General features: G+C 68.6%; 23 protein-coding genes. 12 read left to right on the top strand and 11 right to left on the bottom strand.

Annotated features, from left to right (window positions below; all coding sequences use genetic code 11):
- Positions 1-61 precede the first annotated feature (61 nt).
- Complete coding sequence (locus tag DMH03_RS42315) at positions 62-238, top strand: hypothetical protein (RefSeq protein WP_199746417.1); 177 nt, start codon at positions 62-64, stop codon at positions 236-238.
- Here the strand turns inward: DMH03_RS42315 and alc are convergent.
- Together alc and allB are read right to left on the bottom strand one after the other, a co-directional pair.
- On the bottom strand, positions 235-1,251 hold the full coding sequence (alc, locus tag DMH03_RS15865; protein WP_125792713.1) for an allantoicase: 1,017 nt from the start codon (positions 1,249-1,251) through the stop codon (positions 235-237). The genes DMH03_RS42315 and alc overlap by 4 nt on opposite strands.
- A gap of 1 nt (position 1,252) precedes the next feature.
- On the bottom strand, positions 1,253-2,581 hold the full coding sequence (gene allB, locus DMH03_RS15860; protein WP_125792712.1) for an allantoinase AllB: 1,329 nt from the start codon (positions 2,579-2,581) through the stop codon (positions 1,253-1,255).
- 104 nt (positions 2,582-2,685) lie between these two features.
- Between allB and DMH03_RS15855 the strand changes: the two genes are divergently transcribed.
- The 4 genes from DMH03_RS15855 to pucL are packed head-to-tail and all read left to right on the top strand — an operon-like array spanning position 2,686 to position 4,911.
- Positions 2,686-3,162 carry a helix-turn-helix domain-containing protein gene (locus DMH03_RS15855; protein WP_125792711.1) on the top strand — a complete coding sequence of 159 codons (477 nt, stop codon included), beginning with the start codon at positions 2,686-2,688 and terminating at the stop codon, positions 3,160-3,162.
- A gap of 58 nt (positions 3,163-3,220) precedes the next feature.
- A complete protein-coding gene (gene uraD / locus DMH03_RS15850) occupies positions 3,221-3,712 on the top strand; it encodes a 2-oxo-4-hydroxy-4-carboxy-5-ureidoimidazoline decarboxylase (protein WP_125792710.1) in 492 nt (163 codons plus the stop codon).
- The gene (gene uraH, locus DMH03_RS15845) at positions 3,709-4,026 is read left to right on the top strand and encodes a hydroxyisourate hydrolase (protein ID WP_125792709.1); all 318 of its coding nucleotides are present in this window, start codon (positions 3,709-3,711) and stop codon (positions 4,024-4,026) included. The genes uraD and uraH overlap by 4 nt, the downstream gene beginning before the upstream one ends.
- 6 nt (positions 4,027-4,032) lie before the next feature.
- Positions 4,033-4,911: a factor-independent urate hydroxylase gene (gene pucL / locus DMH03_RS15840; protein WP_125792708.1), complete on the top strand. Its 879-nt coding sequence runs from the start codon at positions 4,033-4,035 to the stop codon at positions 4,909-4,911.
- Here pucL and DMH03_RS15835 read toward each other — a convergent pair.
- On the bottom strand, positions 4,908-6,413 hold the full coding sequence (locus tag DMH03_RS15835; protein WP_125792707.1) for an alpha/beta hydrolase: 1,506 nt from the start codon (positions 6,411-6,413) through the stop codon (positions 4,908-4,910). The two genes, pucL and DMH03_RS15835, sit on opposite strands and share 4 nt — an antisense overlap.
- A 114-nt stretch (positions 6,414-6,527) precedes the next feature.
- Entirely contained in the window at positions 6,528-7,526 is a 999-nt protein-coding gene (locus DMH03_RS15830) for an SGNH/GDSL hydrolase family protein (RefSeq protein ID WP_125792706.1), read from the bottom strand.
- 146 nt (positions 7,527-7,672) lie between these two features.
- Here DMH03_RS15830 and DMH03_RS15825 point away from each other — a divergent pair, with 146 nt between their 5' ends.
- Entirely contained in the window at positions 7,673-8,224 is a 552-nt protein-coding gene (locus DMH03_RS15825; RefSeq protein ID WP_125792963.1) for a TetR/AcrR family transcriptional regulator, read from the top strand.
- Between the two features lie 102 nt (positions 8,225-8,326).
- Entirely contained in the window at positions 8,327-9,016 is a 690-nt protein-coding gene (locus DMH03_RS15820) for a hypothetical protein (RefSeq protein WP_125792705.1), read from the top strand.
- A 304-nt stretch (positions 9,017-9,320) separates the two neighbouring features.
- Here the strand turns inward: DMH03_RS15820 and DMH03_RS15815 are convergent, their stop codons facing one another.
- From DMH03_RS15815 to DMH03_RS15785, 7 genes are read right to left on the bottom strand one after another with little or no spacing between them, the layout of a single operon-like run.
- The gene (locus DMH03_RS15815) at positions 9,321-9,692 is read right to left on the bottom strand and encodes a gamma-glutamylcyclotransferase (protein ID WP_125792704.1); all 372 of its coding nucleotides are present in this window, start codon (positions 9,690-9,692) and stop codon (positions 9,321-9,323) included.
- A complete protein-coding gene (locus DMH03_RS15810; RefSeq protein ID WP_125792703.1) occupies positions 9,683-11,125 on the bottom strand; it encodes an NCS2 family permease in 1,443 nt (480 codons plus the stop codon). Before DMH03_RS15810 ends, DMH03_RS15815 begins: the two co-directional genes overlap by 10 nt.
- 36 nt (positions 11,126-11,161) lie before the next feature.
- Positions 11,162-11,656, bottom strand: a complete 495-nt coding sequence (locus DMH03_RS15805; protein ID WP_125792702.1) for a nucleoside deaminase — start codon at positions 11,654-11,656, stop codon at positions 11,162-11,164.
- A 33-nt stretch (positions 11,657-11,689) separates the two neighbouring features.
- Complete coding sequence (pucD, locus tag DMH03_RS15800) at positions 11,690-13,972, bottom strand: xanthine dehydrogenase subunit D (protein WP_125792701.1); 2,283 nt, start codon at positions 13,970-13,972, stop codon at positions 11,690-11,692.
- Positions 13,969-15,318, bottom strand: coding sequence for an 8-oxoguanine deaminase (locus DMH03_RS15795; RefSeq protein ID WP_125792700.1), 1,350 nt, complete (start codon positions 15,316-15,318; stop codon positions 13,969-13,971). Before DMH03_RS15795 ends, pucD begins: the two co-directional genes overlap by 4 nt.
- Positions 15,315-15,785 carry a (2Fe-2S)-binding protein gene (locus DMH03_RS15790; protein ID WP_125792699.1) on the bottom strand — a complete coding sequence of 157 codons (471 nt, stop codon included), beginning with the start codon at positions 15,783-15,785 and terminating at the stop codon, positions 15,315-15,317. Before DMH03_RS15790 ends, DMH03_RS15795 begins: the two co-directional genes overlap by 4 nt.
- On the bottom strand, positions 15,776-16,645 hold the full coding sequence (locus tag DMH03_RS15785; protein WP_125792698.1) for a xanthine dehydrogenase family protein subunit M: 870 nt from the start codon (positions 16,643-16,645) through the stop codon (positions 15,776-15,778). The genes DMH03_RS15790 and DMH03_RS15785 overlap by 10 nt, the downstream gene beginning before the upstream one ends.
- A 136-nt stretch (positions 16,646-16,781) precedes the next feature.
- On the opposite strand from DMH03_RS15785, the gene DMH03_RS15780 reads away from it, so the two are divergent.
- The 5 genes from DMH03_RS15780 (at position 16,782) to DMH03_RS15760 (ending at position 21,215) form a co-directional block, all read left to right on the top strand.
- Positions 16,782-18,203 carry a PucR family transcriptional regulator ligand-binding domain-containing protein gene (locus tag DMH03_RS15780; RefSeq protein ID WP_125792697.1) on the top strand — a complete coding sequence of 474 codons (1,422 nt, stop codon included), beginning with the start codon at positions 16,782-16,784 and terminating at the stop codon, positions 18,201-18,203.
- Between the two features lies 1 nt (position 18,204).
- Positions 18,205-18,687, top strand: a complete 483-nt coding sequence (locus tag DMH03_RS15775) for a MarR family winged helix-turn-helix transcriptional regulator (RefSeq protein ID WP_125792696.1) — start codon at positions 18,205-18,207, stop codon at positions 18,685-18,687.
- 36 nt (positions 18,688-18,723) lie between these two features.
- Positions 18,724-19,326 carry a DsbA family protein gene (locus tag DMH03_RS15770; RefSeq protein ID WP_125792695.1) on the top strand — a complete coding sequence of 201 codons (603 nt, stop codon included), beginning with the start codon at positions 18,724-18,726 and terminating at the stop codon, positions 19,324-19,326.
- Positions 19,327-19,336: 10 nt separating this feature from the next.
- On the top strand, positions 19,337-19,816 hold the full coding sequence (locus DMH03_RS15765; RefSeq protein WP_233611519.1) for a GNAT family N-acetyltransferase: 480 nt from the start codon (positions 19,337-19,339) through the stop codon (positions 19,814-19,816).
- 145 nt (positions 19,817-19,961) lie between these two features.
- The gene (locus DMH03_RS15760) at positions 19,962-21,215 is read left to right on the top strand and encodes an HNH endonuclease signature motif containing protein (protein WP_125792694.1); all 1,254 of its coding nucleotides are present in this window, start codon (positions 19,962-19,964) and stop codon (positions 21,213-21,215) included.
- The last annotated feature ends 330 nt before the right edge of the window (positions 21,216-21,545 follow it).

Below are 21,545 nucleotides of genomic sequence, written 5' to 3'. Positions count from 1 at the left end.
TGTCACACCCGTGGGGTTGCCCGCCGCTCGAAAAAATCCGGACGCGTGAGAAGGTGGCGGTATGGCCAAACCGACGCCGCTGCAGATCAGGAACATCGTCATGGCACTGCTCATGGCGGGTGCCCTGGTGTGGAACCTGTCCATCGGCGGCGCTTGGTGGCTCACCGCGATCTTCTCGGTCGGGATCGTCCTCTCGCTGTTCTCCGCCTACCTGAACCGGCCGGGCGCCCGTCCTTAACCCCGCGTTTCTTCGAAGCGCGAAGCGAGGTCAGCGCGACCCCGATCGGTCAGCGCGCCGAAGAGACGCAGGCGCGCCATCCCGCCGTCGGGATAGATGTCGAGCCGCACTTCGGTCACCTCGGGTCCCTCGGCGAGCGCGAACCGGTGCCGGGTGTCCGGTTGCAGACGTGTCTTCGGCAGCAACTCGACCCACTCGCCGTCGCCGTCCCGGCCGCTCAGCGCCGCCCAGCCCGGCGCGTTGCCCTTGAGGTTGCTGTTGTCCAGTTCGGCGAACCGGACGACGCCCGCGCCGGCGAGCCGCACCGTGACCCAGTCGTTCCCGTCGTCCCGGCGCCGCGCGGTCTCCCAGCCTTCGGCCTGATGCGCGGCGAGCCCTGGCGAGAAGAGGTTGTTGGGCGAGGAATAGAACATGTCGCTGCATCCGGTGACCACCGCGCCGTTCTCCAGCGCGGCGAGGTCGAGCGCGCCGGGATCGAGCAGACGAGGGTCCGGGATCGGCGTGCCGTGCACGCGCAGCCGGGCAACGCCGCCGTCCGGATGCATGGTCAGCCGGACGTGCGTGTAGCGCTTGCTCCCGCCGATTTCGAAGAAGTTCTCCGTGTGCCCCGCCGCCGCGCCGCGTTTCACCAGCACGTCCCAGTCCAGTTCGGACAGTTCGGCGGCGTTGGGATAGCCGTCGACGGCGCACGCCTCCACCGAGACGAACGGCGGGTAGTTGCCCTTGAAGAACGCGGTGTCCACGATGATGCCGGTGATCGCGCCCGCCAGGCCGAGCCGGCCGACGGCCTGGTCGTCGCCGGGCTCACGGTGCCGCCGGGTCTCCCAGCCGTCGTAGACCTGCCCCTTGGGCCCGAAGGTCTCCGTCTGGTGCGCGGGCACCCAGGGGTTGACCAGGTTCTCCTTCTCGGCGAACAACTCGTCCGTCGCCCACATCACGGTCCCGCCGAACTTGCGCGAGGCCAGATCGGGCAAGGCTGTCCACTCAGGACGGTCGTTCACGGCATCCTCCATCTCAGCAGTCACCCCGGGTCAGCAGAACGCCTGCCGGGTCTTCGCCGGTGATCTCCTCGCCCCGCAGCCACGTGCTCCGGACGACACCGGCGAGCGGCCGTCCGTGGTAGGCGCTGACCGGGTTGCGGTGCTTCAACTTCGCGACGTCGACGACGAAGGCCTCGTCGGGTGCGAACACGCTGAAATCGGCGTCGTAACCCGGCGCGAGATGACCTTTGCGGCGCATGCCCGCCTGCGCGGCCGGATGTTCGGCCATCCAGCGGACGACATCGGTGAGGGCGAACCCGCGCTGCCGCGCCTGGGTCCAGACGGCGGGCAGGCCGAGTTGCAGACCGGCGATCCCGCCCCAGGCGAGCCCGAAATCGCCGCTGTCGAAGCGTTTCAGCTCCGGGGTGCACGGCGAATGGTCGGTCACCACGCAGTCGATGACGCCGTCCGCGAGGCCCTGCCACAACAGTTCACGGTTCCCCGCCTCGCGGATCGGCGGGCAGCACTTGAACTGCGTGGCGCCGTCGCCGATCTCCTCCGCGGTGAAACTCAAGTAGTGCGGGCAGGTCTCGGCGGTCAGCCGCACTCCGTCGCGCCGCGCGCTCTCGACCATCGGCAGCGCGTCCGAAGAGGACAGATGCAGGATGTGCGCGCGGACACCGGTCTTCCTCGCGAGCTCGATGACCTGCGCGATCGCCACGTTCTCCGCACCACGCGGACGCGAGTGCAGGAAGTCTTCGTACTTCTCGCCGTGGGGGTCTGGCGCGTGATCGATCGCGTCGGAGTCCTCCGCGTGCACGATGATCATGCCGTCGAAGGTCCGCAGTTCGGTCATCGCTTCTTCGAGTCCCCGCGCGTCCAGCGGCGGGAACTCGTCGACCCCGGAATGCAGCAGGAAGGACTTGAAACCGAACACCCCGGCCTCGTGCAGGCCGCGCAGCTCCGCGATGTTGCCGGGGATCGCGCCGCCCCAGAACCCGACGTCGACGTGCACCCGGCCCTCGGCGGTCTTGCGCTTCACCTCCAGCGCCGCGACGTCGACCGTCGGCGGCAGGCTGTTCAGCGGCATGTCCACGATCGTGGTGACCCCGCCCGCCGCGGCAGCGCGCGTCGCCGAAGCGAAACCCTCCCATTCGGTGCGGCCCGGGTCGTTGACGTGCACGTGGGTGTCCACGAGCCCCGGCAGCAGGACGACGTCCTCGCCGAGTTCGAGCACCCGATCGCCGTCCAGACCGGCTCCGGCGGGTTCGACCGCGACGATGCGGCCGTCGTCGACACCGATGGTCGCGGGTACCTCTCCGGCAGCCGTCACCGCTCGGGCAGCCTTGATCACCAGGTCCATCTAGAGCCTCCAATTTCCACTCAGTGGAATCGAGGTTTCGCACTTCGACATTAACTCCGGCCACCCTGCTCGTCAACGAGCTCCGGCGGCGCTACCTTCGCTGGGTGCAGTTAGAAGCCGAGTTCACCAGCGAACCGTTCCACGGCGAGGGCCCGCCACCCGAGCATGCCGTCAAAGCCCGCGACACGGCGGAAGACGCGGGCCTGTCGACCGACTTCGGCCCGCTCGGCACTCTCGTCCGCGGCGACGCCGACGCCCTCCTCGACGCGCTCCCCGCCATCGCCAGGGCGGCGCTGAACGGCGGCGCGACCCGCGTGACCCTCCAGCTCCGCCAGGTCGGCGACGACTCGACCGAACCCGCCGTCGAACTGCACAGCGCACTGTCCCGGCTCATCGGCGACGTCGAACGCGAACTCGGCGGCAAACTCGACACCCTCGACCGCGCCACCAAGCAGCGCGCGGTGCGGCTGCTCAAGGAACGCGGGGCGTTCGGCCTCCGCAAATCGGTGTCGACCGTCGCCGAGGCGCTGGGGGTCACGAGGTTCACGGTCTACAACTACCTCAACCGCGACCAAGAATGAAGAGCTGTTTCAACAAAATGTTGACGACACCGGAAGCGTCGCCGTACCGTCGGTTCCCGTGCCGCTCACCATTCGAGAGTTCAACCAGGCTCCCGCTCAGGACGTCCGGCCGGCGCTGACCGCCTGCCTCGACGTCCCGCGCTGGGTGGAAACCCTGCTGGCCAGGCGTCCGTACGCCGACCTCGCCGCGCTGCCCGCCGCGGCGGAGACGCTCACCCCGTTGCGTCCCGAAGAGGTCCGGCGCGCCATGGCCGCCCATCCCCGGATCGGGGAGAAAGCGGGGGGCGCGAGCACCGAGGCCGGCTGGTCACGCTCGGAACAGTCCGGTGTGGACGGTGCCGCGGCGCGCGAGTTCGCCGCGGCCAACGCCGAGTACGAGGCGACGTTCGGGCATGTCTTCCTGGTCTGCGCGAGCGGCCGGAGCGGCGCCGAACTGCTGGAAAACCTGCGTTCGAGGCTCTCGAACGACCCCGAAAAGGAACTCGAAGTGGCCGGCCAAGAGCTGGCAAGGATCGCCGCGCTGCGGCTGGAGAAGGCGGTGACGGCATGAGCCTCGTGACCACGCACATCCTCGACACCGCCGCGGGACGGCCCGCGGCAGGCGTCGCGGTCCGCCTCGAAACCGGCGCGGGCGACCCCGTCGCCGAAGGGCGGACCGACGCCGACGGCCGGATCCGCGACCTCGGCCCGGAAACCCTGGAACCCGGGGTGTACCGGCTGGTCTTCGACACCGGCGCCCACCTCGGCCCGGACTCCTTCTTCCCCGAAGTCACCCTGACCTTCCGCATCGCCGACGGGACCGAGCACCACCACGTGCCGTTGCTGCTGAGCCCGTTCGCCTATTCCACCTATCGAGGGAGCTGATCGCCCGTGGCCATCACCCTGGGCCCCAACCAGTACGGCAAGGCCGAAGTCCGGCTCGTCACCGTCCGGCGCGAAGGCACCGTCCACCACCTCAAAGACCTCACCGTTTCGACGTCGCTGCGCGGCGATCTCGCGGCCACGCACCTCACCGGCGACAACGCCGACGTCGTCGCGACCGACACCCAGAAGAACACCGTGTACGCCTTCGCCAAGGAGGCACCCGTCGGCGAGATCGAGGACTTCGCGCTGCGGCTCGGGCGGCATTTCGTCGGCTCGTTCGAGCACATCACCGGCGCCCGGATCCTGATCGACGAACACGGCTGGAACCGCATCTCCGGCCACGACCACGCGTTCTCCCAGGCGGGCAGCGAAAAGCGCACGACCGCGGTCACCGTTCAGGGTGACCAGGCCTGGGTGGTGTCCGGTTTGGACGATCTCGTGGTGCTCAAGTCGACCGGGTCGGAGTTCCACGGCTTCCCTCGCGACGAGTACACGACGCTGGCCGAGACGAACGACCGGATCCTCGCGACCGCCGTGACCGCGCGCTGGCGCTACCAGGGCGACGGGATCGACTGGGCCACGAGCCACGCCGAAGTGCGGCGGATCCTGCTGGAGACCTTCGCGGACAAGCACAGCCTCTCCCTGCAGCAAACGCTGTACGCGATGGGAGAGGCTGTGCTCAAGGAACGCGAAGAGGTCGCCGAAGTCCGGCTTTCACTGCCGAACAAGCACCACTTCCTGGTGGACCTGTCGCCGTTCGGGCTGAAGAACGACAACGAGGTCTTCTACGCCGCCGACCGCCCGTACGGCCTCATCGAGGGTGTCGTCCTCCGCGATGACGCGGAGGACGCAGGCCTGGCCTGGCACACCCTCGCCGCCTTCTAAGGCACCGGCAGCGGCATACCGGGGACGCTCTGGTCGGCGTCGACGACCCCGTCGACCAGGAAGGCGTTCACGATCTTGTCCACCGCGGGGTTCCCGTCCGCGTAGAGCCCGTGGTCGCCTTCACCGGTCACGGTCAGCATGCGCGAGTTCGCGAACCCCGCGTGCGCCTTCCGGGCGCCCTCGATCGCCGTGGCCGGGTCGTGCTCGGAGTGGACGATCAGCACCGGCGGGACCCCTTTGCCGTCCAGCTTCGGCAGCGGACGCGGTTCCTTGTCCCAGAACAGGCACACCGAGGCGTTCAACGTGCCGCCGCCCGCCAGGAGCAGACCGCGGTCGAGGTTCCGCTGCGAAGCGCGGATCAGCGACTCGCGGGTGCCGGTGAAACGCCCTTCGCCACAGACGGTGTTCCAGAAGGTGGCGTCCGCCGCGTCGGACTGGTCACCCGCGGCCTCGACGGCGGCTTTGGCCTCGGGCTTGGCCTGCTGGTTCTCCATCGCGTCCCGGACCTTGACCAGCAGATCGGCCAGCGCCGGGAAGGTCGCCTTTTTGTAGAGCAGGTAGATGATGGCGGTGTCGAGTTCCATCGGCCCGGTCCCGTCCATCGGGTTGCGGGACAAGGCATAACGGACCCGCTCGTAGGTCTGCCGGACCTCTTCGCCATTGGTGCCGAAGTGGTACTTGGCGTCGTACCGCGCCATCCACGGCAGGAAGTCCTGCCGCCAGCGCCGTTCGAAACCGACCGGCTGCCGGTCGAACGTCTTCTGCCAGTCCGTGGTGAACTCCGTCGAGGAATCCAGCACGAACCGCCCGGTCCGCTGCGGGAACTGCTGGGCGTAGTGCGCGCCCAGCCAGGTGCCGCCCGAGTACCCGACCCAGTTGATCTTCTCCCGGCCGAGCAGGGTCCGGAGCAGGTCGAAGTCCTTGATCGTCTGATACGTGGTGATCAGCGGCCCGAGTTCGCCGCCGGCGCTCTGGCAGGACTTGGCCGCGTACTCGGCGTTCGCCAGGATCTGGTCCAGATTGCGCGGATCCCGGTCGCGCGGATCCAGCTTCCGGATGCCGTCGACGGCTCCCCGGCAGGTCACGTTGGTGCTCTTGCCGGTCCCTCGTACGTCGATGCCGATGATGTCCTGGTGCTCGCGCAGTTTCTCCTGCCCGCGGAACATCGTCGGCTGCCAGCGGCCGGGTCCGCCCGGCCCACCGGGGTTGGTGAGCAGCGAGGCCGTCGACGGGCCGGTCGCCTTCAGCCTGCTGACCGCGATGGTCAGATCCTGCCGCTCCCCCGCCCGATCCCAGTCCCGGGGAGTACGGAACGTCGAGCATTCGAGCCCGCTGATGTCGGTGCCCGGCGGCAACGAGATCAGGTCCGATTCGGCGCAGGGATGCCAAACCAGCTTCTGATCGGCGTAGTGAGCCGGGACGCTCGCCGAAGCCGGTGTGGCTCCGGCGAGCAGCCCGCCCACGATCACCGGGAGCATCCCGGCGGCCAAGAGCCGTTTCATCTACTTCCCCCTTCTTCCTTGGATTCCCAACGGCTCACGACGCTAGGGCCGGGTGTACCAAGCGAACATCGACCGCAGGTAGCGCCGGAAGGTGAACCAAGGAACGAGGGACGGCTAGGACCGAGGCACAAGTCCCGCCGCGGCGGCCTTGCGCTGGAGTTCGTCCGCAGTGGTCGCGTTGCGTGCGTCCGGGGCCTTCGTGGACACCGCGGTGGTTCCGCCCAGTGCCTTGAAGATCAGGTCGGCTTCGGCCTTCATACCCGCCGCGTACGGGTGATAAGCCACCGCCCGGAACAGGTCGGTGGTCTTGCCGCTCACCCAGGCCGCGTCACCCGAACAGGCGTCGTGCCCGAGGCTCGGCCCATAGGTGTCGACGTAGCGGGCGCCCTGTTTGCGGGCGGCCGTCGACACGGCCTTGTTGAGCGCGCGCTCGACCTCGTCGGCCCAGGCGTAGTCACCGTCGGCGAACGGGACCACGCTGGGGCAGTAACCCGTCGGCGGCACGATCCGCGGGTAGCCGACCAGCACGATCGTGGCGGCGGGCGAACGCTCCCGGACTCCCTTGACGACGCGTTCGAGGTTCCGACGGGTGTTCTCGATCGCCGCGAGCAGGGTGTCGGTCCCGTTGATCGTGAAGTGGTCCTTGCACGGTGAGCCGGTCGGATCGCTGTCGCGCAGCTCGGGACAGGTGCCGATCAGGCTGCCGAAGACGCCGTAGTCGTTGCCGCCGATGCCGATGGTCACCAGGTCGGTGTCCAGCGTCAGCGCGTCGAACTGCGGCGGCGCGCTGGCCAGGGCCAGGCTCGGCGAGGGCACCGTCTGCGGTTTCGTCATGTTCGTGGTGTCCGCCGACGAGCAGCTGACGTCGGTGAAAGCGCCTGATTTGTAGTAAAGCCCGAGCTTGGTGGCGAGCCAGGCCGGATAGTTGTTGTTCGACCGGAAGCACCAGCTCGCCTGCTGCCACGGGATCAGCGGACCCGCGGTGTAGGAGTCGCCGAGGGCGACGTACTTGCGGAAGGACGGGGTCTCCGCGGCGTTCGCCGGTGTCCCCAAACTCGCTAGAGAGACGACAGCCACCAGGGTGGCGAGGACAAGTCGGGCGGTACGGCGCATGGCGACCTCGTGATCCGTCGTTGGACTACCCGCCGATCCTGGCAAGTTCCCACCGTGATCCACAATAGATGTGAGCATCTTTCACGTTTCAGGGGTTAGATAGAACGCTCTATCATGGAGACGTGACTGGAACGCGGGAACGCATCGTGAACGCCGGCGCCGAACTGCTCCGCCGGAACGGGTACACCGGCACCGGGGTGAAGCAGATCGTCGAAGCCGCGAAAGCGCCCTTCGGCTCGCTCTACCACTTCTTCCCCGGTGGCAAGGAACAGCTCGGCGAGGAGGTCATCCGCACCTCGGGGATGATGTACCTCGCGCTGTTCGAGATCTTCTTCGCCGACGAACCGGACCTCGTCCACGGCATCGAGGCATGCTTCGCCAGCGCGGCCGAGACGCTGAAAGCGACCGACTACGCCGACGCCTGCCCCATCGCGACGGTCGCGCTCGAGGTCGCCGGCACCAACGAGAAGCTGCGGATCGCGACGGCCGACGTGTTCACGGCGTGGATCGAGACCGGCGCCGAGAAGCTGGGCAAGTACGGCCTCGAACCCGCGGCCGCCCGGCAGCTCACGATCGCTTTGGTGAACAGTCTCGAAGGAGCGTTCGTGCTGAGCCGATCGCTGCGTAACACCGAAGCGCTCGAGGTCGCGGGGCTGTCGTCCGTCGCCTTGGCGCGCACACTGCTCCCGGCTGCGTGAAGCACCGACGGCGGACTGCTGAACACCGGGTTCTTCCCGCAACGGGCAACGACTTCCGGCCGACCTAGCGGTCACAGAAGCCGAAATCCGTTTGGGGAGCACATGATCATCAGGAAGCTCGTGATCGGCACCATCGCCGCCGCCGCACTGCTCACCGCGGGCGCCGTACCCGCGTCCGCCACCGAAGTCCAGCCGTCCACCCTCACCACGACCACCGGCAGCACGCGGATCGACGCCGGGCAGAGCGTCACGATCTCCGGCAAGCTCACGAAGGCCGACGCCACGCCGATCGCGGGCGCCGAGGTGGGGATCTCGTTCTGCTTCAACGGCTTCTGCGGCGAGGCTCAGGCCAAGCCGGTCACCGACGCCACCGGCGTCTACAGCGCGACGCTGACCCCGATCCGCACCGGCAACTACCACGCCGACTTCTTCTCCACCGACCCGTCGATCGCGAACTCGCGCGCCGACACCCCGAAGATCGTCGTGCTCCACCCCGCGGCGATCACGTCGTTCGCGGCGGGCCGCGGCACGGACAAGGCCGTGACCGCGTCCGGCACGATCGAGTTCCCCGGCCGCTACACCGCGAACCCGATCCCGGTCGACCTCCAGTACTTCTCGCTCGGCACCTACCGCTGGACCACGGCGGCGACGGTCGAGGCCACCTGGAACGGCACCACCTGGGCTTTCGCGGCTTCGGCCGAGCACCGCAAACCCGGTGTCTGGCGGGCCTTCTACGCGGGCGCGCCCGAGATGTTCCACCCGGCGGCGAGCAACCTCGTCTTCGTGCTCTGACACTTTCGGGACATCAGACGTTGCGAAAGTGGCTTTCGCAACCCGCCACCTTTGCCTTACCCCTTGATAAAGGCGACACTCGCGTGAGGGGAGACGGAACTCGCGAGGTCGCCGTTCAATCACGTGAGTGTCGCCAGTGTCCCGAGTCGGAAGTGCGGTGAAGATGCTGCCGGCTGAGGCCGTGAGCACTTCGCTGACTTCAAGGTAGCCAGGAGGCCTTCATGGGAGCCGGGTCGTGAGTGGTAAGTGTCGTTAGAACGACACTTACCACTCACGACCTTCCGCGAACTTCCGACCCGGGACACTAGCGGGACGCGAGATACGCCCGCCAGTCCCCCACCGCGGAGATGTCCGTCAGCTCGGCGGAGTCCACAAAGGACGATCGCAGGACGGTCGCGAGACAGGCCGCGCCGTCCTCCAGTTCGACGACGCCGAGCTCCAGTTCCGGTGGTTCGGCGGGGACCAGGTGGTCCCGCAACACCGAAAGCGGCAGGTCGTAGACCTCGCCGACCACGGAGGCGGAGCCGCCTTCGTACATCGCCGGGAACCGGTCGCCCACGGAGAAGTAGCGGTACTTGGGCGCGGATCGGGCCACGCAGCACAACGGTGCGCCCTGCAACTGTTCGTGCAGCGGTCCGCCGCGCATCCCGCCGCCGTTGAGGAACATCAGAACCACGACATGATCCCTTCGATCCCGAAGTACACCCCGAACACCGCGGCCAGGATCCCGAGGATCCAGCCGATCTCGCGGATCTTGCCCTTGCAGATCTTGATCAGCACGTACGCGACCAGTCCGGCGCCGATCCCGTTGGTGATCGAGTACGTGAACGGGATCAACGCGATGGTCAGGAACACCGGGATCGCGAAATCCAGATCCTGCCAAGGGATCCGGCGACATTGCGCCATCATCATGCCGCCGATGACCACCAGTGCGGGCGCCGCGGCCTGCGCCGGGACGACGGCCGCGATCGGGGTCAGGAACAGCGTGGCGGTGAACAGCCCGCCGGTGACGATGCTCGCCAGCCCGGTCCGCGCCCCCTCGCCGACACCGGCGGCCGATTCGAGGAACACCGTGTTCGGCGCCGATCCGGTGACACCGCCGGCGAGCGCGCCCGCGCCGTCGACCAGCAGGATGCGGCCCATCCCCTCGACCTTGCCGTCCTTGACCAGTCCCGCTTCCTCCGAGACGGAGGTGATCGTGCCCATCGCGTCGAAGAACCCGGAAAGCACCAGCGTGAACAGGAACACCGCCGCCGTCACCGCGCCCGCCGACCCGAAGCCGCCGAAGAGATCGATGTCCCCCAGCAGGCTGAAATCGGGATGCGCCACCACCTGGTCGGGCACCTTGGGTTCGACCAGTCCCCAGCCCTCGACATGGAACACGCTGTTGACCAGCACCGCGAGCCCGGTCGCGACCGCGATGCTGATCAGCACCGCGCCCGGCACCCCGCGGCTCACGAGCACGATCATCAGCAGCAGCCCGAGACAGAAGATCGCGATCGGCCAGCCCTCCAGATGGCCGGCGACGCCCATCCGCACCGGCACCGTCGACTGGGCGGAGTCCGGTGTCCTGGTCACGAAGCCGGCGCTGACCAGGCCGACCAGCGCGATGTAGAGCCCGATGCCGACGGTGATCGCGACCTTGAGCGCCATCGGGATCGCGTTGATGATCCGTTCCCGGATGCCGGAAACGGCCATCAACACGATGCAGAAGCCTTCGAGGACGACGAGCCCGAAGGCCTGCGCCCACGTCATGGCCGGAGCCATCTGGAACGCGACGACACCGTTGACGCCGAGGCCCGCAGCGAGGGCCAGCGGCGCGTTGCCGACGAGTCCCATCAGGATCGTGGTGACCCCCGCCGCCAGCGCGGTCGCGGTCGTGATCGCCTCGGTGCTCAGCCGGGCGCCGGTGATGTCGGCCGACGCGCCGAGGATGAGCGGGTTGAGCAACACGATGTAGCACATCGCGACGAAGGTGGTGATCCCGCCGCGCACCTCGCGGCCGATCGTGCTGCCGCGGTGGGAGATCTTGAACCAGCGGTCGAGCCCGGACAGCCGCCCCGGTTCGGGCGAGGGCAGCGGGGGACGCTCTGTACCTAATTGGGTCATGCCTACTCCACAACGTTGTGGGGCGGGAAGGAAGAACTAGTAGGCCTTCTTGTCGGGTTTCGACAGCCAGGCCTGGAAAGGCGCGAAAGAGTCCGCAAGGGACAGTTGGCCGACGGGTAGTGACCAGGTCTCGCGCGGGCGGGAAAAGAGCTCGTAGAACTCGCGGTCGTCGAAGCCCGCCTCGGCCGCATCGTGGCGGTCCGCGGCGTAGACGACCTTGCCGACACGCGCCCAGAGCGCGGCGGAAAGGCAGAGCGGGCAGGGCTCGCAGGAGGTCACGAGGACACAGCCGTCGAGTTTGTAGTCGCCGATCGCCTGGCAGGCCGCGCGGATCGCGACCACCTCGGCGTGTGCCGTCGGGTCCAGCGTCGGCGTCACCTGGTTGGTGCCGGTGGCCAGCACCGAACCGTCACGGACGATCATCGCGCCGAACGGGCCGCCGCCGCGTTCGACGTTCGTGGTGGCCAGCTGGACGGCTTCGGCGAGCCATTTCTGCTCGTCGGACTCCGAAATGGACAGACGGGTACCCACGGATGTGCTCCTAGCTCGAAAAAGTACGGATTGTCAGGTGCCGGTGAGGTGTTCCGGGCGCACCGGCACGCGGGGCAGCGCCAGTCCGGTGGCCGCGCGGATGGCCGCGACGATCGCCGGGGTGGACGAGATCGTCGGCGGTTCACCGACCCCGCGCAGACCATACGGTGCGTTGGGGTCTGGCCGTTCCAGCACGTCGATGTCCATCGGCGGCATGTCCAGCACGGTCGGGATCAGGTAGTCGGTGAACGACGGGTTGCGGATCTTCCCGCCGTCGATCTGGATCTCCTCCATCACCGCGAGCCCGAGCCCTTGTGCGGAGCCGCCCTGGATCTGGCCGAGCACCGCCTGCGGGTTGAGCGCCTTGCCGACGTCCTGCGCGCAGTCGAGCGCGACGACCTTGATCAGCCCGAGTTCGGTGTCGACGTCCACGACCGCGCGGTGTGCCGCGAAGCCGTACTGGACGTGCGCGTTCCCTTGTCCTGTCTCGGGATCGATGGGCACGGTCGGACGGTGGCGCCATTCCACGGTCTCGTCGAAGACCTCGTCGCCGAGGACGTCGGCGAGGTCCGCGAGCACACTGCCGTCGGCCGAGACGACCTTGTTCCCGACGACGTTCAGCTTCCCGTTCGCGTCGAGCTTGCCCGCGAGATGCTTGTACAGCCCGGATCGCACCGCGACGCAGGCGGCCTGGACGGCGCCGCCGGTGACGTAACTCTGCCGGGAGGCCGACGTCGAACCGCCGTTGCCGATGGTGGTGTCCATCGGCAGGATCGTCACCTGCTCGATGCCGAGTTCGGTCCGCACGATCTGCTGCATGATCGTGACCAGGCCCTGGCCGACCTCGCAGGCCGCGGTGTGCACGGTCGCCGCGGGTTCGCCGCCGACGAGTTGCAGCCGGACGCGGGCCGTCGAGTAGTCGTCGAATCCCTCGGAGAAGCAGATGTTCTTGATGCCGACCGCGTATCCGACGCCGCGGACGACGCCCTCGCCGTGGGTGGTGTTGGAGACGCCGCCGGGCATGCGGCGCAGGTCGAGCTCCTCGTGCGTGACCGGCAACGGCTTGGCGCGCAGGCGTTCCAGCAGTTCGGCGACCGGGGCGGCCGAGTCGACGATCTGACCGGTCGGCATGACGCTGCCTTCGGCCATCGCGTTGCGGATCCGGATGTCGACCGGGTCGAGGCCGCAGGCTTCGGCGAGCTTGTCCATCTGGGACTCGTAGGCGAAACCCGCCTGCACCGCGCCGAAACCACGCATCGCGCCACAGGGCGGGTTGTTGGTGTACACACCCCAGCAGTCGACCGAGGCACTGTCCACATTGTACGGACCGACGCCGAGCGTGGCGGCGTTCGCCACCACCGCGCCGGTGGACGAGGCGTACGCGCCGCCGTCCAGGTACAGCTTCGCCTTCACATAAACGAGACGGCCGTCCTTGTCCGCGCCGTGCTCGTAGTACATCTTCGCCGGGTGGCGGTGCACGTGGCCGTAGAAGGATTCCTCACGGTTGTAGACCATCTTGACCGGCTTGCCGGTGTGCAGCGCCAGCAGACACGCGTGGACCTGGATCGAGAGGTCCTCGCGGCCGCCGAACGCGCCGCCGACCCCGCCGAGCGTCAGCCGCACCTTGTCCTTTGGCAGCCCCAGCGCGGCGACGATCTGCTGCTGGTCGACGTGAAGCCATTGCGTGGCAACGTAAAGGTCGACGCCGCCTTCGGTGTCCGGGATCGCCATACCGGACTCGGGACCGAGGAAGGCCTGGTCCTGCATGCCGACCTCGTAGACCCCGGACACCACGACGTCGGCCTTCACCGACTGGTCGCCGTGCCGGATCTTCGCGTACCGCACGACGTTCCCGCCGGGGTGCAGCTCGGCGCCCTCGCCGGCGGCGGCCTTCTCGGAATCCGTCACCGGTTCGAGGACCTCGTAGGAGACCTTGATCCGCTTCATCGCTCGGCGAGCGGTCTCGGGGTGGTCGGCGGCGACGAGCGCGACAGGCTCGCCCTCATAGCGCACGACGTCGACGGCGAGCACCGGCTGGTCGGAGTGCTCCAGGCCGTACTTGTTCACGCCGGGTACGTCTTCATGGGTCAGCACCGCGTAGACACCTTGCACGGCAAGGGCTTCGGTGATGTCGATCCCGGTGATCCGCGCGTACGGATGCGGGCTGCGCAGTGTCGCGCCCCACAGCATGTCCTCATGCCACAGGTCCGAGGAGTAGGCGAATTCGCCGCGCACCTTGACCGTGCCGTCGGGCCGCTGCGGGCTCGTGCCCACTCCGTTGCCGGTGGTCTGCTTGGAGACTTCAGTGGTGGTCATACCGTCTCCCTCAGCCGCGCACTGGCCACGGCCAGCTCGCGGGCGATCTCGTCTTCGGATTCCTCGCGCAGCGTTCCGCCGTCGACGACGGTCGCGCCGCCGACGTACAGCCGCTCGATCGGCGGGGTCGTACCGAGCACCAAGGCGGCGACCGGGTCGGTGATCCCGGCGTAGTTCAGGCCGTTCAGGTTCCAGACAGCGAGGTCGGCGAGCTTGCCGGTCTCGATCGAGCCCAAATCCTTCTCGCGGCCCAGGCAGCGCGCGCCGCCCATCGTGCCCATCCACAGCGCCTCGCGTGTGGTCAGCGCCCGCGGTCCGCCGCGCTGGCGCGCCTGCAGCAGCGACTGGTGCAGTTCCTCGCCGAGGCCACCGGATTCGTTGGACGCGGCGCCGTCGACACCCAGCCCGACCGCGACCCCGGCGTCCAGCAGCTGGCGGACCGGGGCGATCCCGGCGCCGATCCGCCCGTTCGACGTCGGGCAGTGCGCCGCGCCGGTGCCGGTGGCGCCCAGCCTCCGGATCGCTTCCGGGGCGAGGTGGATGGAGTGCGCGAGCCAGACGTCGCTGGCGAGCCAGCCGAGTTTGTCGGCGTACTCCGCGGGCGTGCAGCCGACTTCGGCGAGACACTGGTTCTCCTCGTCGACCGTCTCGGCGAGGTGAGTGTGGAGCCGGACTCCCTTGCGGCGCGCCAATTCCGCCGCGCCGGTCATCAGCCGCTCGCTCACCGAGAACGGCGAGCACGGGCCGGCCGCGATCTGCAAATGGGCGCCCGTGGAGCTGTCGTGGAACCGGTCGATCGCGGCTTCGGTGCCGAGCAGCGCGGCCTCGGTCTCCTCGACGAGGTTGTCCGGCGGGAGCCCGCCCTGGGACTCGCCCCGGTCCATCGAGCCGCGCACGACGTGCAGCCGCACCCCGACGCGGATCCGGGCGGCGGCCAGGGCTTCGACCTGGTCGCCGCCGTCACGCGGGAAGACGTAGTGGTGGTCGGCGACGGTGGTGCAGCCGGTGGTCGCGAGCCGGGTGAGGCCAGCCGTGGCGGCGGCGTGCGTGATCTCGGCGTCGAGCCTGCCCCAGATCGGGTACAGCGCGACGAGCCATTCGAAGAGCGTGTGGTCGGCGGCGAGGCCGCGCGTGGCCCACTGGTAGAGGTGGTGATGGGTGTTGATCAGACCGGGCGTGACCAGGCATCCGGAGCCGTCGACGCGTTCGTCGTACTCGCCGTCGGGCGCCTTCCCCGCGCCGACCGCCGCGATGCGGTCGTTCTCGATGACGACGTGGCCAGAGGCATGCTCGGTGCCCGCTCCGTCGACCGTGGCGATCGCGGCGTTCTCGATGACGGTCTTCACGTGGTCTCTCCCCTGGTCGCGGCCAGCCGGACGGCGTCGAGGATCTTCTCGTAGCCGGTACACCGGCAGAGGTTCCCCGCCAGCGCCTCGCGAATCTCCTCGTCCGCGGGGTTGTCGACGCGGTTGAGCAGATCGTGCGCCGCGACCACGAGGCCGGGCGTGCAGAAACCACATTGGACCGCCCCCGCGTCCACAAAGGACTGCTGGACGCGGTCCAGCTTGTCGCCGTCGGCGAGCCCTTCGACCGTGCGGACGTCGCGGCCCTCGACCTGACCGGCCGCGACCAGGCACGAACACACCGGGACGTCGTCGAGGTACACCGTGCAGGAACCGCATTCGCCCTGTTCACAGGCGTTCTTGGAGCCCGGGAGGCCGAGCCGCTCGCGGAGGACGTAGAGCAGGCTCTCGCCCTCCCAGACGTCGTCGGCCTGGCGGGACTCACCGTTGATCGTCACGTTCACGCGCACTCGCGTTCACCCTTCTGGAAGTCGTTCCACGCCCAGGTCAGCGTTCGCCGCGCCAGGACGGACAGCGCGTGTTTGCGGTAGTCGGCGCTGCCGCGGACGTCGTCGATCGGCGACGACGCCCGCGAGACCAGCTCGCCGAACCGGCGTTTGACCGAATCCGTGAGGGAAGCCTTGGTGGACCAGGGAAGTTCGGCGGTGAGGAACTCCTCGGCGGCGGTCGCGCGGCGCGGCGTCGGCGCCGCCGAACCGACGGCGGCGCGGATCTCGCGGGAGTCGAGGTGCAGCGCCAGCGCGAACGAGCAGACCGCGATGACCATCGCGTTGCGCGTCCCGACCTTGGCGAACTGCTGCGGGCCTGCCTCGGCGGGCAGATGCACCGCGGTGATCAGCTCGTCGGGTTCGAGGGCGTTGCGTTTGACGCCGAGGTAGAACTCCTCCGCCGGGATCCTCCGCGTGCCGCGCACCGACGCGGCCTCGACCTCGGCGCCGAGCACGAGCAGCACGGGATGGGTGTCACCGGCGGGCGAAGCGGCGCCCAGGTTGCCGCCGACGGTGCCTCGGTTGCGGATCTGCGGCGAGCCGACGGTGCGCGAGGCCATGGCCAGCGCGGGCAGAACTTCACCCAGCTCAGCGATCACCCGGACGTAGGGCACCGAGGCGCCGAGGCGGATCCTGCCGTCGGTCTCGGTCCACTCGGCGAGTTCGGTGACGCGGTTGAGGTCGAGCAGCGCGCCGGGGCGGCGGTGGTCGAAGTTGAGCTCCACCATGACGTCCGTGCCGCCCGCGATGGGCACCGCGTCGGGTCGCTCGGCCTTGACGGCAAGCGCCTCGGTCAGCGAGCTGGGGCGCAGGAAATCCACTCTCGGGCTCCTCGGTTCGGCGGTGTGCTGTGACGGCTGCCTCAGTAGACGCCCTGCGCCCGTATGGCGGCAACGGTGCCGAAGCATGAAATCTCCCCTGCACACACCTGTCGTTTTGTGCTTTCCTACAAACCTGATGACGACCGTGAAAACTCTGCTCGCGCTCCCCGGGCTGCGCTTGCGCGTCCGCGCCGGGACGGCTTTGCTCGACCGTCCGGTGTCCCGGATCTACGTCACGGAACTGCCCGACCCCGGGCGGTACGTGTCGGCGGGCGAGTTCGTCCTGAGCGGGTTGCTGTGGTGGCGCGGGCCGGGTGATTCGGAGGCTTTCGTCGCCGCGCTGGCGAAGGCCGGAGCGGCGGCGCTCGCGGCTTCCGGAGCCGATTCCGATGGAATTCCCGAAGACCTCGTCGAAGCCTGTACGCGGCACGGGATTCCGTTGCTGGAGGTGCCGGCGGACCTGTCGTTCTCCGTGGTCACCGAACGGGTGGTGCTGGCGTTGGCCGCGGCCGCGGACGGTGCTCGCAAACGTTTGCTTTCAGCGGCGACGGAAGACGCGTCGGTGGAAACGCTGCTGGAACGGGCACACGCGGAGATCGGCCTCCCGTGCCGGGTGGTGCCCGCCGGGACGCCGTCGGATCTGGTGCGGCGGTTCGTCGCGGCGGGCGGACGCTCCCTGGAGGCGGACGACGTCACCGTGCGGCCGATCGGCGGCAGGCACGCGCTGCCGTGGCTGCTCGCGATCGGCGGGCCGCTGACCGCCGCGCAGGCGGAGATCGCCGAGGAACTCGCCGGGCTGATCGGGCTCGCGCGCACGCGGGCGGACGAGGTCCGCGCGGTCACCGACAGAGTGCTCGAACCGTTGCTGGCCGCACTCGACGAGGGAAGCGATCCGCACGCGGCGCTGACCGCGACCGGGCTGCGCGGCGATCTGCGCGTCGTCGTCGCACGCACCGAGGGATCCGAAGCGGCACGCGGGATCCTCACCGAACTACTGCCGCCGGGCGCCCTCGTCGGGCCCGCGGGGGAAACGACCTGGGCCGTGGCCGAGGACGACGGCGAATGGCCGGAGGACTGGCCCGCGACGGTGACGACCACCCTCGAAGGGGTGGCGTCGCTGCTGCCGTGCCGCCGGGTGCTGATCGGGATCAGCGACCGTTCCCCGGTCTCCGTGCTACGAGGCGCGAAGGAGGTCGCGCGCTACGCGTTGGCCGTCGCGACGGAACGCCCCGGCACGATCGAAGTCGTGCCCGGCGGCGAAATCGGCATGCACCGGCTGCTGCTGGCGGGCGCGCCCGACGACCTCCGGGCGGCGTTGCGGCGACGGGTACTGGGTCCGCTGCTGAGCTACGACGCCGAACAGGGCACCGATCTGGTGCACACCCTGCGCGTCTTCCTGGAATGCTCCGGCTCCCCGACGCGGGCCGCGCGGGCGCTGCACGTCCACGTCAACACCTTGCGGTACCGGATCGGCCGGGCGAGCGAACTGCTCGGCGCCGACCTGACCGAGTTCACCGAACAGCTCGACGTCTATTTGGCCTTGTCGGCAGGGAGCTGAAATGGGCATCACCACGGCGAAAGAAGCCGCCTACGACCCGCGTGTCGTCACCTTCGGGCGGATGATGGGCGCGGCGAACCGGCTCGAATACCTGCTCGGCCGCGCACTGGAGGCCGAATGCGGGATCTCGCACCTGATGTTCGAAGTCCTGCTGATCGTCGGCAGGTCGGGCGAGGCAGGGATGAGCATGCGCGCGATCGCGCAGGAGCAGGTGCTGACCACCGGCGGCGCGACCAGGCTGGTCGACCGGATGACGACGCTCGGCCTGGTCTTGCGCTCTTCCGATCCCCAGGACCGACGAGTGCAACTCGTTCGGCTGACCGCGCAAGGCGAGGAGACGACCGTGCGGGCCGCGCGGGTGCACGTCGAGAACATCCAGCGGCTCTTCCTCGACCCGCTGCCCGCGGACCACCGCGAACGGTTCGCGCAGGATCTCCGGACGCTGAGCCATTCGGCACGTGACGCACTCCCCAAGCTCCGGTAGGAATATCTGACTGGTCAGACATCGTTGGAGCTCGACATGAAGCTCATCTATGTCTTCGACGCGTACTGCGGCTGGTCCTACGGCTTCGCCAGGACCATGGCCGACGTCGCGCACCGGCATCCGGACCTGCCGGTCGAAGTGGTGTCCGGCGGCCTGTTCCTCGGCGGGCGCCGGGTACCGATCCGGCAGTTCGGTTACGTCCAAGGAGCCAACGCCGAAATCACCCGCCGGACCGGCGCGCCGTTCGGGGAAAACTACGAACGGCTCATCGCGGACGGCGACTTCGTCATGGACTCCGGGGCCGCCGCCTGCGGAATGGCGGCGCTGCGCGAGGTCGCGCCGGACCGCGCTGTGCGGCTCGCGGCCTTGCTACAGGAGGCTTTCTACCTCGACGGCCTGAGCCTGTCCGAAGTCTCGACCTACCGCGTGGTCGCACAGCGGGCGGGCCTGGACGGCGACGCCGTCGCGGCCGCGCTGGACCGGGTCTCCGCGGCGGACGATTTCCGGCGGGCGCGGGAACTGGGCGTCACCGGATACCCGACCTTGCTCGCCGCTGTGGGGGAACGGGTCGTGACGCTGGTCGCCGGAAACGCGAGCGCGGACGAGGTGGAGCAGCGAATCGGCGCGCTGGTTTCCTAAACTCGTCGCCATGTCCATGACGCTTCGACCGGCTACATCCGCGGACGCCGACGCCGTCGCGAAGATCTGGTACCACGGCTGGCAGGACGGCCACCTCGGCAACGTGCCCGATTCACTCGTCCGGATCCGCACCCGCGATTCGTTCTGGACCCGGGCCGCGGACCGCGTCGGCGACACGACCGTCGCCGTGCTGGACGGCGAGGTGGCGGGATTCGTGATGGTCGTCGGCGACGAGGTCGAACAGGTCTACGTTTCTTCGGATCATCGCGGAAGCGGCGTGGCCGGCGTGCTGCTCTTGGAGGCCGAACGGCTGGTGAACGCAGGTGGGCATTCGCGCGCTTGGCTCGCCGTTGCGCCGGGGAACGCGCGGGCGCGGCGGTTTTACGAGCGGTGCGGGTGGGTCGACGAGGGCGAGTTCGACAATCGAGTACCCGGCCCTGGCGGGCTGATTTCGGTGCCCTGTCGGCGTTACGTGAAGACGGTCGCTTGAGTTTCGCAATTAGGTGACTAATTGCGCCGCGGCGTGTAGTAGTGAAGACTTCTCGGCGATTCACCCTTCAGTGGTAAACGTGTCGCTTCGGCGGTTGCTTAAAATTACGAACGCTTGTTCGATTGTTTTGCGGTATTCTTGAGGGGTGTCCGAGACCTTTCTTCCCGAGTTGCCGCAGGAACTGTGGCGTGCTGGCAAGCTGGAGCTTGCCCAGGGCGTGCAGCAGTCCTTGCAGGTGATCAGGATGGCCACCGCCGGACTGGGGCAGTTCCTGGCGGAGATCGAGTCTCGGGGTGTCAAAGACTTATACGGCTATGGCCGCACGGCCAGCTGGTTCGCTGATATAGCGGGGTTGTCGGTCGGTGAGGCGGGTGCGGTGGTGAACCGGGCCATCGCCCTGAACCCGACCCGGGCCTTAGATGGCACCGAGGTTCCGCCTGTGGCTCCCGCCACCGCCGCTGTCGCCGCCGAGGGGCTGGTCGGGGATGAGCGGATCGACCAGATCCTGGACATCTTGAAGAAGCTCCCCGTCGACACCTCGACTGAGGATCGGGCGAGTGCGGAGAAGATTCTCGCCGACCTCGCCCGCGACGCCGGACCCCGCCAACTCTCCGACGCCGAGCAGAACCTTCTCGCCTGGCTCGACCCCGACGGCAATGAGCCGAAGGATCCTGAACCCAAGGAACCGCGCCGCGAGATCACCCTGGAGCGCCGCAAGGACGGGTTCTGGAAGCTCACCGGGCTCCTCGATGACGAGACCGGTGCCCGCACCGCAGCAGCGCTCGAGGCGTATGCGCAACCACGGCCGGTGGACGAGTTCGGCCAAGCCGATCTGCGGATGAAATGCGAACGCATGGGCGATGCCTGGGTCGACATCCTGGACCTCGCGATCGCCTGCCCCGACCAGCCCGGCACCAGCGGCTACCGCACCCTGCTGCATGTCACCATCGGACTCGACGAACTCAAGTCCGGTCTCGGGACCGCCTGCCTCGACTTTGTCGGAACGATGACCGCTCGCGAGGCCCGGCTCGCGGCCTGCGACTGCCTGATGCTGCCGGTCGTGATGAGCGCCGCCGGAGAACCCCTCGACGTGGGACGACTCAGGCGGTTCGTCACCCCAGGCCAGAGACGTGCGTTGAACATCCGGGACGGCGGCTGCGCGTTCCCCGGCTGTCATCGGCGGCCCAAGAACTGCCACGCACACCACATTCACCACTGGGCAGACGGAGGCCCCACCGATCTCCGGAATCTCGTGCTGCTGTGCGGCTTTCATCACCGCCTGATCCACCACGGCGACTGGCAAGTCCGGATGGCGGGCGATGGGTTACCGGAGTTCATCCCACCCCCATACCGAGATCCACTCCGAAAACCCCGCCGCAACACCCTCCACCACGTCTGACCCCGAGGAGCCCGCCCGCCAGCCACACCGGCGACGGGCCCCTCGCCATGCCCGGGGGACAACACCGGGTCAAGGGAGCGTGTTCCGGCGGCCTGCTTGGGCACCCGCGATGCCCTCATCTCACGACAGAACGCTCGCGAGCCCGACCTCGCCCGCTCGAAGTACATGAAGGACCCCTTCCTTGCGCCTAGCTACAGGAAGGGGTCCTTCACGTACCCGGGAGCGCGTGAAGGACCCCTTCCCTCGGCTCAGCCGAGGAAAGGACCCCTTCACGCGCTCAAGTTCCGACCCGCCGGTGCCACCAAGATTTCCCGTTCCGTAAAGGCCTCC

Origin of the sequence: Amycolatopsis sp. WAC 01376 (assembly GCF_003947415.1) — a bacterium.
In the GTDB taxonomy this organism is placed as follows: domain Bacteria; phylum Actinomycetota; class Actinomycetes; order Mycobacteriales; family Pseudonocardiaceae; genus Amycolatopsis.
This window is presented reverse-complemented; position numbering and strand designations above follow the sequence as displayed.

Excerpts from the sequence above, each read along its gene's own strand:
- DMH03_RS42315 (WP_199746417.1), top strand. The coding sequence starts at position 62 with ATGGCCAAACCGACGCCGCTGCAGATCAGGAACATCGTCATGGCACTG.
- alc (WP_125792713.1), bottom strand. The coding sequence starts at position 1,251 with ATGGAGGATGCCGTGAACGACCGTCCTGAGTGGACAGCCTTGCCCGAT.
- allB (WP_125792712.1), bottom strand. The coding sequence starts at position 2,581 with ATGGACCTGGTGATCAAGGCTGCCCGAGCGGTGACGGCTGCCGGAGAG.
- uraH (WP_125792709.1), top strand. The coding sequence starts at position 3,709 with ATGAGCCTCGTGACCACGCACATCCTCGACACCGCCGCGGGACGGCCC.
- DMH03_RS15835 (WP_125792707.1), bottom strand. The coding sequence starts at position 6,413 with ATGAAACGGCTCTTGGCCGCCGGGATGCTCCCGGTGATCGTGGGCGGG.
- DMH03_RS15830 (WP_125792706.1), bottom strand. The coding sequence starts at position 7,526 with ATGCGCCGTACCGCCCGACTTGTCCTCGCCACCCTGGTGGCTGTCGTC.
- DMH03_RS15820 (WP_125792705.1), top strand. The coding sequence starts at position 8,327 with ATGATCATCAGGAAGCTCGTGATCGGCACCATCGCCGCCGCCGCACTG.
- DMH03_RS15810 (WP_125792703.1), bottom strand. The coding sequence starts at position 11,125 with ATGACCCAATTAGGTACAGAGCGTCCCCCGCTGCCCTCGCCCGAACCG.
- pucD (WP_125792701.1), bottom strand. The coding sequence starts at position 13,972 with ATGACCACCACTGAAGTCTCCAAGCAGACCACCGGCAACGGAGTGGGC.
- DMH03_RS15780 (WP_125792697.1), top strand. The coding sequence starts at position 16,782 with ATGACGACCGTGAAAACTCTGCTCGCGCTCCCCGGGCTGCGCTTGCGC.
- DMH03_RS15775 (WP_125792696.1), top strand. The coding sequence starts at position 18,205 with ATGGGCATCACCACGGCGAAAGAAGCCGCCTACGACCCGCGTGTCGTC.
- DMH03_RS15770 (WP_125792695.1), top strand. The coding sequence starts at position 18,724 with ATGAAGCTCATCTATGTCTTCGACGCGTACTGCGGCTGGTCCTACGGC.
- DMH03_RS15765 (WP_233611519.1), top strand. The coding sequence starts at position 19,337 with ATGTCCATGACGCTTCGACCGGCTACATCCGCGGACGCCGACGCCGTC.